At 70.8% G+C, this 12,825-nt stretch carries 9 protein-coding genes; 6 read left to right on the top strand and 3 right to left on the bottom strand.

The features are described from left to right. Nucleotides 1-27: 27 nt before the first annotated feature. Nucleotides 28-1,089, bottom strand: a complete 1,062-nt coding sequence (locus STRTU_RS01590; protein WP_269777312.1) for an ATP-dependent DNA ligase — start codon at nucleotides 1,087-1,089, stop codon at nucleotides 28-30. 102 nt (nucleotides 1,090-1,191) lie between these two features. Between STRTU_RS01590 and ligD the strand changes: the two genes are divergently transcribed. Beyond that, complete coding sequence (gene ligD / locus STRTU_RS01585; RefSeq protein WP_269777311.1) at nucleotides 1,192-2,205, top strand: non-homologous end-joining DNA ligase; 1,014 nt, start codon at nucleotides 1,192-1,194, stop codon at nucleotides 2,203-2,205. 292 nt (nucleotides 2,206-2,497) lie between these two features. Beyond that, nucleotides 2,498-2,845 carry a hypothetical protein gene (locus STRTU_RS01580; RefSeq protein WP_269777310.1) on the top strand — a complete coding sequence of 116 codons (348 nt, stop codon included), beginning with the start codon at nucleotides 2,498-2,500 and terminating at the stop codon, nucleotides 2,843-2,845. 55 nt (nucleotides 2,846-2,900) lie between these two features. On the opposite strand, the gene STRTU_RS01575 is transcribed toward STRTU_RS01580, so the two are convergent. Beyond that, nucleotides 2,901-4,448, bottom strand: a complete 1,548-nt coding sequence (locus STRTU_RS01575) for an AMP-binding protein (protein ID WP_269777309.1) — start codon at nucleotides 4,446-4,448, stop codon at nucleotides 2,901-2,903. Between the two features lie 435 nt (nucleotides 4,449-4,883). On the opposite strand from STRTU_RS01575, the gene STRTU_RS01570 reads away from it, so the two are divergent. Then, complete coding sequence (locus STRTU_RS01570) at nucleotides 4,884-6,968, top strand: SpoIIE family protein phosphatase (protein ID WP_269777308.1); 2,085 nt, start codon at nucleotides 4,884-4,886, stop codon at nucleotides 6,966-6,968. Between the two features lie 368 nt (nucleotides 6,969-7,336). Continuing rightward, complete coding sequence (locus STRTU_RS01565; protein WP_269777307.1) at nucleotides 7,337-8,788, top strand: APC family permease; 1,452 nt, start codon at nucleotides 7,337-7,339, stop codon at nucleotides 8,786-8,788. Between the two features lie 60 nt (nucleotides 8,789-8,848). Here the strand turns inward: STRTU_RS01565 and STRTU_RS01560 are convergent, their stop codons facing one another. Then, on the bottom strand, nucleotides 8,849-9,187 hold the full coding sequence (locus tag STRTU_RS01560) for a hypothetical protein (protein WP_269777306.1): 339 nt from the start codon (nucleotides 9,185-9,187) through the stop codon (nucleotides 8,849-8,851). Between the two features lie 459 nt (nucleotides 9,188-9,646). Between STRTU_RS01560 and STRTU_RS01555 the strand changes: the two genes are divergently transcribed. Both STRTU_RS01555 and STRTU_RS01550 read left to right on the top strand, forming a co-directional pair. Then, complete coding sequence (locus STRTU_RS01555) at nucleotides 9,647-12,367, top strand: SpoIIE family protein phosphatase (RefSeq protein ID WP_269777305.1); 2,721 nt, start codon at nucleotides 9,647-9,649, stop codon at nucleotides 12,365-12,367. A gap of 49 nt (nucleotides 12,368-12,416) precedes the next feature. Continuing rightward, on the top strand, nucleotides 12,417-12,818 hold the full coding sequence (locus STRTU_RS01550) for an SHOCT domain-containing protein (RefSeq protein ID WP_269777304.1): 402 nt from the start codon (nucleotides 12,417-12,419) through the stop codon (nucleotides 12,816-12,818). The last annotated feature ends 7 nt before the right edge of the window (nucleotides 12,819-12,825 follow it).

The following is a 12,825-nucleotide window of genomic DNA, read 5'->3' as shown; positions in this document are numbered from 1 at the left end:
CCGCCCCGGTGCGTACGGCCCCTACGGTCAGTCCCGCAGCAGCTCCGCCAGGTCGTAGCCCACCGGCTCCTCCAGCTGGGCGTAGGTGCAGCTCTCCGGCGTACGGTCGGGACGCCAGTGGCGGAACTGGGCGGTGTGCCGGAAGCGGCTGCCCTCCATGTGGTCGTAGGCGACCTCGCACACCCGCTCCGGGCGCAACGGCACCCACGACAGATCCTTGCCGCCGCTCCAGCGGCTCGGCCCGCCCGGCATCCGCCGCGAGGCATGCGCCGCCTCGTCGGTCCACGCGCCCCACGGATGGCCCGTGACCTCGTCCATCCGCAGCGGCGCCAGCTCCTCAACCAGTGCGCGCCGCCTGGCCATGGGGAACGAGGCGCACACCCCGACGTGCTGGAGCTGCCCGGCGCTGTCGTGCAGTCCCAGCAGCAGGGAGCCGACCACCGGCCCGCTCTTGTGCAGCCGGTACCCGGCGACGACGCAGTCGGCCGTGCGGGCATGTTTGATCTTGAACATGGCCCGGTCGCCCGCCCGGTACGGCAGATCGAGCGGCTTGGCGACCACCCCGTCCAGCCCCGCCCCTTCGAACTGCGTGAACCAGCGGCGCGCCACCTCCCGGTCCGTGGTCGCGGGCGCCGTGTACACCGGCGCACGGGCCGGCCGCAGCGCCTCGACCAGGGCCTCCCGGCGCGCCGACTGCGGCTCGTCCATCAGCGCGGCGTCGCCGAGGGCCAGCAGGTCGAAGGCGACGAGCGAGGCGGGGGTCCGCTCGGCGAGCGTACGGACCCGGGACTCCGCCGGGTGGATCCGCTCCAGCAGCTCCTCGAAGTGCAGCCGGCCGTCATGGGCGATCACGATCTCGCCGTCGATGACGCAGCGCCGGGGCAGCTCGGCACGGGCCGCCCGGACCACTTCGGGGAAGTAGCGGGTGAGGGACTTCGTGGTGCGGCTGGCGATCTCGATGTCCTCGCCGTCCCGGAAGACGATGACGCGGAAGCCGTCCCACTTGGCCTCGTACTGCATACCGGCGGGAATCTTGGTCACCAGCTTCGCGAGCATCGGGGAGACCGGGGGCATGACAGGCAGGTCCATGTCCCGATCCTGCGGGCTGCGGCTGCTTCCCGCGCGCCGGGCGGCCGGTCGCCGCCGCCCGTCCGGCGCGCGGCGGCGCCGCACCGTATTTAACGTGGAGTCATGGCCGGAGCGGGAGCTGTCGAACTGGATGTCGCGGGGCGAAAGGTGCGCCTGTCGCACCCCGACAAGACGTACTACCCGGAGCGCGGTTTCACGAAGATGGATGTCGCGCAGTACTACCTCGCCGTCGCCGAAGGGGTGCTGCGGGGCCTGCGCGACCGGCCCACCACCATGCAGCGCTTTCCCGAGGGCATCGAGGGCGAGTTCTTCTACCAGAAGCGGGCGCCCAAGGGGATGCCGGACTGGCTGCCCACCGCCCGGATCGCCTTCCCCAGCGGACGGTTCGCCGACGAGATGTGCCCCACCGAACCGGCGGCGGTGCTCTGGGCTGCCAACCTGGGGTGTCTGACCTTCCACCCCTGGCCCGTCCGCCGCGGTGACACCGAGCACCCCGACGAGCTGCGGATCGATCTCGACCCGCAGCCCGGCACCGACTTCGCGGACGCCGTCAAGGTCGCCTTCGACCTGCGCGAGCTGCTCGCGGAGCACGGGCTGCGCGGCTGGCCCAAGACGTCCGGCGGCCGCGGCGTGCACGTCTATGTGCCGATCCGGCCCCACTGGACCTTCACCGAGGTCCGGCGCGCCGCGATCACGCTGGCGCGGGCGCTGGAGCGCCGGATGCCGGACCTCGTGACCTCGGCGTGGTGGAAGGAAGAACGCGGCGAGAAGGTCTTCGTCGACTACAACCAGATGGCACGGGACCGGACCATCGCCTCCGCCTACTCACTGCGCGCCCGGCCCCGGGCGACCGTCTCCACCCCGCTGCGCTGGGACGAGCTGTCCGACGCCGCCCCCGAGGACTTCGATCTGCGGACCGTCCCGCCGCGGTTCGCCGAACTCGGCGATGTGCACGCGGACATGACGGACCACGCCTTCGGCCTGGAATCCCTCCTGGAGCTCGCGGACCGGCAGGCGGCGGACGAGGGACTCGGCGATCTGCCCTATCCGCCCGACCATCCGAAGATGCCGGGGGAGCCGTCCCGGGTCCAGCCGAGCCGGGCCCGTAAGCGCTGAGGGCGGGCGGTCCGTACGGCGGCCCCGGAGCCCCGCGACGGCTCCGCTCTCCCGGACGGCGCTGTTCGCCGTCCGGTTACCGCTGGGTCCGCCGCCGGTGCCACCGATGCCGAGGCCCTCGTCATTGTGCGGCTCTGACCAGCCCGTTCACCGGTTCACTTTACCAATTCATTACCGCGACTGGAGCAATTCTTGGGGCCGTTGGAGTGGCTGTCCGTCGTGTCTGCGGGGTTTTCGGTGAGACGCGGTACTCATCGAAATGTCAGATTTCCTGCCACACAGGAGAAACGCAATGCGCAAGTTCATAGGCCGCTCCGTGGCCACCGCGGCCCTTGCCGCCGCTACCGTCCTCCCGCTCGCCGGCATGGCTTCGGCCGCCCCGCAGGCGCCGGCCGCATCGTCAAAGGGCGACCACCACGGTCGTCACCATCACCACCACTGGCGCCACTGCCACCACCACGGTGGCTACAACGGCTTCGGTGGCTACAACGGCTTCGGTGGCTTCGGCGGCTTCGGTGGCTTCGGAGGCTTCGGCGGCTACAACGGCTTCGGCGGCCACAACGGCCACCACGGCTGCGGCTACGGCAACTACGGCTACGGCTTCGGGGGCTTCCCCTTCGGCCTGCTGGGCATCCTCTGACCGGCAGTAGCACTGACAGGCCGCCGCAGCCCTTGGCTGCGGCGGCTCGTCGCTGTCATGCCAGGGTGCCGGCCTCCTGCCCGGCCCGCCGGCGCAGCTCCTTCTTGTCCGGCTTGCCCACATCCGTCAGCGGCAGCGCCTCGACGAAGGTGATCCGGTGCGGCTCGTACATCGCACCGCGCTCCGCGCACACCATCGCGCGCAGTTGGTGCTCGTCGACATCGCTTCCAGGTGCCCGGACCACCGCGGCGTGCACCTGCTCCATGCGGTCGGCGTCCCGGACGCCGAACACCGCGCTCTGCAGTACCTGCGGGTGCGAGTTCAGCAGGTCCTCCAGTTCGGTGGTGTACACATGGCCGCCGACCACGACGATCATGTCCTTGAGCCGGTCGACGATGGTCAAGTACCCCTCGTCGTCGAGGAATCCGACGTCCCCCGTGTGCAGCCAGCCGTCCCGCAGTACGTCGGCGGTCAGCTCGGGCTGCTTCCAGTAGCCCTTCATGATCATGGCGGAGCGGACACAGACCTCGCCGTGCTCGCCGGGCGGCAGATCGCGGCCCGACTCGTCGCGGATCGCCACCTCGACCTCGGGCAGCACCTTTCCCGCCGACCGCAGCCGGTCGGGGCGCGCCGGATCGTGGTCCTCCGGGGTGAGCACGCTGATGCCGCCGGCCTCGTTCTGCCCATAGCCCTGCCTCAGCACCGGGCCGAACATCCGTACCGCGTCGGCTATCCGGGCCGGGGACGCCTGGCAGCCGCCGTACGTCAGCATCCGCAGGCTGGAGGTGTCGGTGTGCGGTGCGTCGGGGTGGTCCATCAGCTGGTAGAGCAGCGGCGGCAGCAGGAACATCTCCGTGATCCGCTCCCGCGCCAGGGTGGCGAGCACGGTGCCGGGGTCGAAGTCGTCGAGCAGAACGACCGTGCCGCCCGCGTGCAGGGTGCCGTCGGCCATGTTGCCCGCGGCGTGCGCGAGAGTCGTACAGGCCAGCAGCCGCGGCTCGTACTCCGGCTGCTGCGGCGGCCCTCCGAGGAACCGGCGCGCCTGCTCGAAGGTGGTGCAGATGCCCTTCGGGTGGCCGGTGGTGCCGCCGGTGTGGCGGATGGTGCACACATCGTCGGGCCGGGCCCGGCTCGCGAACGGCTCGTCCGATTGCCCGGCGGCCAGCTCCAGCAGATCCGCGCCCAGCTTCGCGGGGCCCAGGACGAGAATGTCCGGCACCGGCGCCAACTCGGCGACCTCGGCGGCCCGTTCGGCGTACCGCGGGTCGACGATCAGCGTCCGGGTCTCGACATCGCGGACGATATCGGCCTGGGACTCGGCGGACAGCTTGTTGTAGAGGTGGTTGACCCGGGCGCCGAGCAGATTGGCGGCGTAGCGGGCGGCGAGGGTCTCCGGGAGGTTTCCGCTGAGCAGGGTGACGGTCGCTCCGCGGTCGACGCCCCGGGAGTGCAGGGCGCGGGCGAAGCGGTGGACCAGTGCGCGGAAGTCGCCCGCGCTGATGCGGCGGCCCTGGTGCACCAGGGCTTCGCGCGCCGGGTCGGCGCTCAGCGCGTCGAGGTTCTTCTCCACGTAGGTGCGGAATGTCCGGGCGGCGGTGGGCATGATGTCGGGCTTCCTCCTGACGCCGGCGGGTGCGGGCACGTACGCCGGGGTGGACGTTTGGTTGCCACAGGCAACTAAAGTCAGGGTAACGCTGAAGATCGACATCTCCAAGTCGGGCTGTGGGCCCGGGGATGCGTGGCGGCCAGCGATGCCCGTCGGCCGCGCGGCGTACGGCCGTTGCTCGGTCCGCCCGCGCCGGAAGCCCGGCCGGAATCATCGCCACCAATATCGTCAACCAGGTCGCCGACCTGGGAATCGCGTCAGATAATGCTCGCTCGCGCACGGGGCGCAGATGCCCTGCGGATCGCGCTCTCCCTGCGGGTCCGTCCCGTGTGGAGAGATGATGGGGAGCAACGGAAGCGCAGCGAGAACCGGCCGATGTACGGAGAGCGCCACGGCTGTCGGTCTGTGATGACCGGCGGAAGGAGTGCCTGGATGGGTGCGACCGACGCGTTCCCCGAAGGTGCTGCCCCGGCGGGGGCCGCACCGGGGCAGCCCGGCGGCCTGCTGGACGTGCTGGGCGTCGCCGCGGTGATGCTGGACGCGGACGGACGGATCACCCTGTGGAGCCCGCAGGCCGAGGCGCTGTTCGGCTGGAGCGCGGAGGAAGCGCTCGGCCGGCCCGCCGCGCAGCTGCTGGTCGGACCGGAGCACTTCGATCTGGTGATGGGTCTGTTCTCCCAGGTCATGGCGGGTGGGGAGAGCTGGGCCGGGGTCTTCCCCGTCCAGCACAAGGACGGCAGCACCCGGCTCGTCGAATTCCGCAATATGCGGCTGCTGGACGAGCGCGGTGAGTCCTACGCCCTGGGCATCGCCACCGACCAGACCGTGCTGCGCCGGGTCGAGCGGGATCTGGCGCTGTCCGTCCGCCTGGTGGCCCAGTCACCGATCGGCCTGGCGGTCCTGGACACGTCACTGCGCTTCGTGATGGTCAACCCCGCGCTGGAGCGCATCAACGATCTGCCCGCCGACCAGCACATCGGCCGCGATGTCCGGGAGGCGCTGTCCTTCCTGGACGCCGGCACCGTCGCGTCCCGTATGCGCGAGGTCCTCGACACCGGTACGCCACTGCTCGACCAGTTCACCGTCGGCCGCACCGCCGCCGACCCGCACGCCGACCGGGCCTGGTCGGTGTCGTACTACCGGCTGGAGGACGCCCACGGCCGGGTGCTGGGACTGGCCACCTCCGTCGTGGACGTCACCGAGCAGCACCGGTCCGCCACCGAGGCCGCCCGCGCCCGCCGGCGGCTGGCGGTCATCGCCGACGCCTCCGCCACCGTCGGTACCACCCTCGACGTCGACCAGACCGCCCACGAACTGGCCGATGTCATCGTGCCCGAGCTGGCGGACCTGGCCGCGGTCGATGTCCTTGACGCCATACTCGACGGCCGGCGCCCGACCTCGCTGTCCCGTGGCGGCCCGGCCCGCTTCCGTGCGCTCGCCGTATCCGCCGCCTACTCCACCGAAGCCGTCCGGGCCGCCGACCCCACCGGCCAGATCGCCTCCTACGAGGCCGACCGGCTGATCACCCGCTGTGTGACCGAGGCCCGCCCGGTGCTCGTGCCCCAGGTGACCGAGGGCGATCTGCCGCATATCGCCGCCGACCCGCAGGGCGCCGCGCTGCTCGGCAAGGCCGGACTGCACTCCTATCTCGCCGTGCCGCTGATCGCCCGCGGTGAGGTTCTCGGCGCGCTGTCGCTCTACCGCGTCCGCAATCCGCTGCCGTTCGACGAGGACGATGCGGTGCTCGCCGTCGAACTGGCCGCCCGCGCCGCAGTCTGCATCGACAACGCCCGTTCGTACCAGAGCGAACGCCGCACCGCGCTCACCCTCCAGCGCCATCTGATGAACCACCGGCCGCCGCAGCCCACGGCCATGGAGATCGCCTACCGCTACCAGCCCGCCCAGGCGGCCAGCGAGGTCGGCGGCGACTGGTTCGACGCCATTCCGGTGGCCGGCGACAAGACCGCGCTGGTCGTCGGCGATGTGATGGGCAGCGGCATCAACGCCGCCGCCACCATGGGCCAGCTGCGCACCACCGCCCGTGCCCTGGCCGATCTCGATCTCGACCCCGACGAAGTGCTCCGCCACCTCGACCACATCGCCGTCGGACTCGACCCGGCCTTCGCCACCTGCCTGTACGCGGTGTACGACCCGCACCGCATGGAGTGCCGGATCGCCGTCGCCGGGCATCTGCCGCCCATCGTCGTACGGCCGGACCGGGCGCCCGAGCTGCTCGATCTGCCCACCGGGGCGCCGCTCGGGGTCGGTGGGGTGCCCTTCGAGCAGACCACGGTGCCGCTCCGCGAGGGCGACCAACTGGTGCTCTACACCGATGGGTTGATCGAAACCCGGGAGCAGCCCATCGACGCCCGCCTGGACACCCTGCTGGAACTGCTGGCCGAGCCCCAGGAGGATCTGGAGGGCCTGTGCGACCGCCTCCTGCGCTCTCTGCGCGATGAGCACGACCATGACGATGTCGCGCTGCTGATCGCCCGTCCGCATACGTTTCAGGACTGACGGGGCGGGGCGGGGCGAACGGCGGTGCCGGCGGGCCGGTGGGGGACGGGCGGACCGGCGAGGCATCCGATGGCGCACCGCGGGAATCCACCGCGGGGGTCCGCCGCGGGAATCCGCAGCCTCCCTCCGGCCGCGGAATTCGCTTGAATTCCGCGATGGATCACGGATAAGCGTTCTGTGAGCCCGAAAAGGCTACGGATTTCGTTGTCTCACTACGTTAACGAGACCTTGACGTGAGTCGTCGGCAGGGGTTGTATTCGGTCACCAAAGCGGGCCGGTGGATGTCCGGGTCCGCACCGCTTTGCGGCGCTCTTCCCCCGTAGTGCCACCCCTCCTGCCGCCAGCACCGATGGGATACGGATACCGATATGCCCCAGACGCCTGTTGCCACCGCAGTACCTGAGCGGGACACCCGTAGCGCCACGGAGGGGGACGCCACCACCGGCCCCAAACTCACCCGGTCGATCGGTGTCGTCGGCGGCACCCTGCTCACGCTGTCCTGTCTGACCCCGGCGTCCTCGCTCTTCGTGATCGTGCCGGACTCCTTCGCCGGCCTGGGCACGGGCACCGCACTGACCATCGCCGTCGCGGCCCTGCTGTGTATCGGGGTGGCCTTCACCTACTCCGAGCTCGGCACGCTGATCCCGAGCTCCGGCGGCGAGTACGCCATGGTCGGCACGCTCATGGGCCGCCTCGCCGGGTGGCTGGTTTTCGTGCTCTCACTGATCGTCGTGATGATCGTGCCGCCCATCATCGCCCTGGGCACCGCCGACTATCTGGCGCCGATCGTGCAACTGGATCCGCAGTACACCGCCGCCGCCGTGATGCTGCTGGCCACCGCGATGGGCCTGCTCGATCTGCGCGCCAACGCCTGGATCACCGGGATCTTCCTGGTGCTGGAGGTCGTGGCCTGCGCGGTCGTCGCCTTCCTGGGCTTCACCCACACCCAGCGCTCCGCGTCCGTACTCGTGCACCCCGTGATCGACGCCGGTCACGGCCAGAGCACGGCCGTAACCGCCGGTCTCATCGTGGCCGGGCTGGCCACCGCGCTCTTCATCCTGCAGGGCTTCTCCACCGCCGTGTACCTCGCCGAGGAGATGGACAACCCGCGCCGCAATGTCTCCCGCACGGTGCTGTGGACCCTCGCCATCGGTGCGGCCGTCGTCCTGATCCCGGTGGTCGCGATCACCCTGGGCGCACCCGATCTGAAGACCCTCGGCGCCGGTGACGTCGCCGGCATGGTGCAGGACTGGAGCAACTCGGGCGTCGGTACCTTCGTCAGCCTCTGTATCGCCCTGGCGATCATCAACGCGGCGATCGTGATGGTGATCCAGAACTCCCGGGTGGTCTTCTCCTCGGCCCGCGACGCGGCCTGGCCGGTCGCCGTCAACCGCGTCTTCTCGCACGTCGGGCGGCGTTTCGGCTCCCCCTGGGCGGCCACCCTGGCGGTGGGCGTCCCCGGCGCGGCGCTGTGTTTCGTCAACCTCGACACCCTGAGCGAGGTCACCGGTGTGGCCGTCGCCGCGATGTATGTCTTCGTCGCCCTGGGGGCCCTGGTCGCACGCCGCGGTGAGCACAAGCACCGGGCGGCCTGGCGGATGCCGCTGTGGCCGGCGGTTCCGGCGCTGCTGGTCGTGGTGCTGGCATGGGTGCTCTGCCAGCAGAGCACGGTGAGCCTGGTCATCACTGGCGCCATCGTGGCCGCCGCCGCGCTGTACTGGGTGTGCTATCTCCGCCCGCGCCAGGAGACGCACTGGGTGATCTCGGTGCCCGAGGATGAGCAGGCCCCGGCCGAGAAGCCCGCCTCGCTGCCCCTATAGGGGCCGTAGCAGCCGCAGAAACGCCCGTCCGGAGCTTTTCCTCCGGACGGGCGTTCTCGTTCACCGGTCGGCGAGCCGGGAGAGCGCCAGGGCGTCCAGGAGGAGGCATACGTGGTCGACGGCGTCCCGCCCGGCGGGGGCCTCGGCCTCGGCCGCGTCGTCGAGCAGCTCGGCGGTCGCCCGCAGCATCTCCCGCAGTCGCTCACTCAGCCCGGCGGCCGGTTCCGTGCGCGCAAGGGCGGACCGGATCTGCTCGCCCGTGAGCGGCAGACCGGTTTCGAGGAAGTGGAACAGCGCCACGGCGGCCCGCCGGTCGGCATCGTTCGGCTTCCACTGTCCGAGCGCGTGGTGGTCGATGAGCGCGGCCGCCTCGGCTCGGATCTCCTCGGGAACATGCATGCCCACGAACGTCTCATACCGTTCCGACCGCGAGTGTGACGGCAGGGGCGGCCCCCGGGCCGCCCTCGGGCCGCCTCCGGGGTCCCGGTGAACCAGGCTGACCAGGCACGTTGTGCCGGCGCCGGGCTCACCCGACCGGCAGAGCCCGATCAGGCAAGCCGCCCGGCCTGTGGGAAGAGTTACATGAACCCCCGGCAACCTGGGCGATTTGTTCCCGATGGGGTGGCACCCGGCCGTCGCCGGGTATGTCCCCTTAGTCGAAGAGGTTCGCATATGCGCGGCGGCGAACCCACCCGGGGGTCTTCCTGCCCTCTGGCGCCTGGCCGCAGATCACGGGACCATCCTCGGAAGCCCGTGCGGCAGCCCGGCCCGGCGGGACATCGCGGACATGCCCTGGTGGCTGCTGCGCTCCGCATCGCGCGGCTCGCCCACCGTATGCGGGAGGTGTACAAAGAGGACATGGCCGGACGCTACGGCCGCCCGCGTTCGGTTCTCAGGATGCGAACTGTCGCAGGTCAGGTCTTTCTCCTGCAGGTGGCGATCGTGGTGTTGCTCGTCGCCGCCGCCATCGCGGCACTCGTGCTGCAATCCCGGTCCGATGCGGACCGCGAAGCCCGCAACAGGTCCGTGGCCGTCGCTGAGGCCTTCGCGAACGCGCCGGGCATCGAGGCGGCGCTGAAGAATGCCCACCCGACCACCGTGCTCCAGCCACGGACGGAGGCCGCCCGTAAGCGCTCCGAGGTTGACTTCATCGTCGTGATGAACACCCAGGGCATCCGCTACACCCACCCCATCCCCAACCGGATCGGCAAGAAGTTCGTCGGCACGATTGGACCGGCGCTGGCCGGCGGGGTGGTCACCGAGAAGATCACCGGCACCATCGGTCCGCTGGTCCAGGCCGTGGTCCCGGTCTTCAGCCACAGCGGCCCGGACAAGGGAAAGGTCATCGGGCTGGTCTCGGCCGGGATCACCGTCAACCGCGTGAGCGGTGTCGTCGACGACCAGTTCCCGCTGCTGTTCGGCGCCGCGGCCGGCGTCCTCGTGCTGACCACCAGCGGCACCGCACTGGTCAGCAGGCGGCTGCGGCGCCAGACCCACGGCCTGGGCCCGGCCGAGATGACCCGGATGTACGAGCACCACGACGCGGTTCTGCACGCCGTACGCGAGGGCGTGATCATCGTGGCCGGGGACGGCTCTCTGCTGCTCGCCAACGACGAGGCGCGCCGGCTGCTGGGCCTGCCGCCGGACGTCGAAGGACGCCAGATCACCGATCTCGGGCTCGACCCCGCCACCGCCCATCTGCTGGCCTCCGGCCGGGTCGTCACCGATGAGGTCCACCCGGTCGGTGACCGGCTGCTGGCCGTCAACCAGCGCTCGACGGACCAGGCCGGCGGGCCGCCCGGCAGCGTCACGACGCTGCGGGACAGCACCGAGCTCCGCGCGCTGACCGGCCGGGCCGATGTGGCCCGCGGCCGTCTGAAGCTCCTCTACGACGCGGGTACCGAGATCGGCACCACCCTCGATGTGGTGCACACCTGTGAGGAGCTGGCGCAGTTCGGCGCCACCCGCTTCGCCGATATCGTCACCGTCGATCTGGCCGAGGACGTACTGATCGGCGAGGAGCCGACATCCCCCGGCGGCGCGGTCACGGAGATGCGGCGGATCGCCTCCAGGGGCGCCCCGCCGGACAGCGGCCTCTACCCCGTGGGCAAGCTGATCCGCTTCGAACCGGCCACCGCCCTCGGTGCCGGTCTCACCAGCGGAAAAGCGGCCCTGGAAGCGGATCTGTCGCGGTTCGCCGGCTGGCATCTGCAGAGTCCCGAACGGGCCAGGAAGATCGTCCAGCACGGTATCCATTCCAGGATCGCGGTGCCGCTGCGCGCCCGCGGCGTCATCCTGGGCGTGGCCATCTTCTGGCGCTCGAACGAGCCGGAGCCCTTCGAGGAGGAGGACCTCTCCGTCGCCGAGGAGCTGGTCGCCCGCGCCGCGGTGAGCATCGACAACGCCCGCCGCTACACCCGCGAACACACCATGGCGGTCACCCTCCAGCGCAGCCTGCTGCCGCGCGCCCTGCCGGAGCAGAACGCCGTCGAGGCCGCCTACCGCTATCTGCCCGCCCAGGCCGGACGCGGCGGGCTCGGCGGCGTCGGCGGTGACTGGTTCGACATCATCCCGCTGCCCGGCGCCCGGGTGGCGCTCGTCGTCGGCGACGTGGTGGGCCACGGCCTGCACGCGGCGGCCACGATGGGCCGGCTGCGCACCGCCGTCCACAACTTCGCCAATCTGGACCTGCCGCCCGACGAGATCCTCTGGCACCTCGACGAGCTCGTCACCCGTATCGACCAGGACGAGGGCGCCGAGGGCTCGGTCACCGGCGCCACCTGCCTCTACGCCATCTACGACCCGGCGTCCGGGCACTGCACCATGGCGCGCGCCGGACACGTCCAGCCCGTACTGCTGCGGCCGGACGGCACGGCCGAGGTCGCCGATGTGCCCGGCGGCCCGCCCCTCGGGCTCGGCGGTCTGCCCTTCGAGACCTGGCAGCGGCAACTGCCCGAGGAGAGCCGTCTGGTGCTCTTCACCGACGGCCTGGTCGAGGACCGCAACCGGGACCTCGACGAGGGCATGGCGCTGCTCAGCCGCACCCTGGCCGATCACCCCGGCCGTACCCCGGAGGAGACCTGCGAGGCCGCACTCAGCGCGCTGCTCCCGGACCGGCCCAGCGACGACATCGCGCTGCTCGTCGCCCGCACCCGGGTGCTGGACAGTGCGCATGTCGCCGACTGGGACGTGCCGCCCGACCCGGAGGCGGTGGGCCAGATACGGGCCGCGGCGGTCCACAAGCTGATCGAGTGGGGGCTGGCCGAGGAGGCGTTCACCGCCGAGCTGATCCTCAGCGAGCTGGTCACCAACTCCATCCGGTACGCCGCCGGTCCCATCCGCGTACGGCTGATCCGGGACACCTCCCTGATCTGCGAGGTCTCCGACCAGAGCAGTACCTCACCGCATCTGCGGCAGGCCGCCACCACGGACGAGGGCGGCCGCGGGCTCTTCCTGGTCGCCCAACTGGCCGAACGGTGGGGAACCCGCTACACCACCAGCGGCAAGGTGATCTGGACGGAACAGGCCCTCACCGGCATGGATGTGGTCGCGGTGGAGGCCAACGGCGAGGATCCTTGAGCTGACGGATCGATGAGCTCGGGGGCTCCCAGCGCCATAGGAGGCCGAGATGGACGACTACCCGCTGCTCAACGCGTTCTGGACGATGTGCCTGATCTTCCTGTGGGTCCTGTGGCTGATCCTGCTGTTCCGGATCATCGCGGACATCTTCCGCAGCCATGACCTCAAGGGGTGGGGCAAGACCGGATGGCTGGTCCTGGTGATCGTGCTGCCCTTCGTGGGCGTCTTCATCTATGTGATCGCGCGTGGCCACGGAATGAGCGAACGGGAGATCGCCCAGGCCGAACGGCAGCAGAAGCAGATGCAGGACTATCTCCGGAAGACCGTCGCGGCCGGTGACGATACGGGCAGCCGGCACGCGGATCAGCTGGCGAAGCTCGCCGACCTGAAGAACCACGGCGACATCACGGAGGAGGAGTACCAGAAGGCCAAGGCGAAGGTGCTCGCCTGACCTCACC

Origin of the sequence: Streptomyces tubercidicus, assembly GCF_027497495.1 — a bacterium.
Taxonomy (GTDB): domain Bacteria; phylum Actinomycetota; class Actinomycetes; order Streptomycetales; family Streptomycetaceae; genus Streptomyces; species Streptomyces tubercidicus.
Note: the sequence above shows the minus strand (reverse complement) of the source record. Positions and strands in the feature narration are given on the sequence as shown.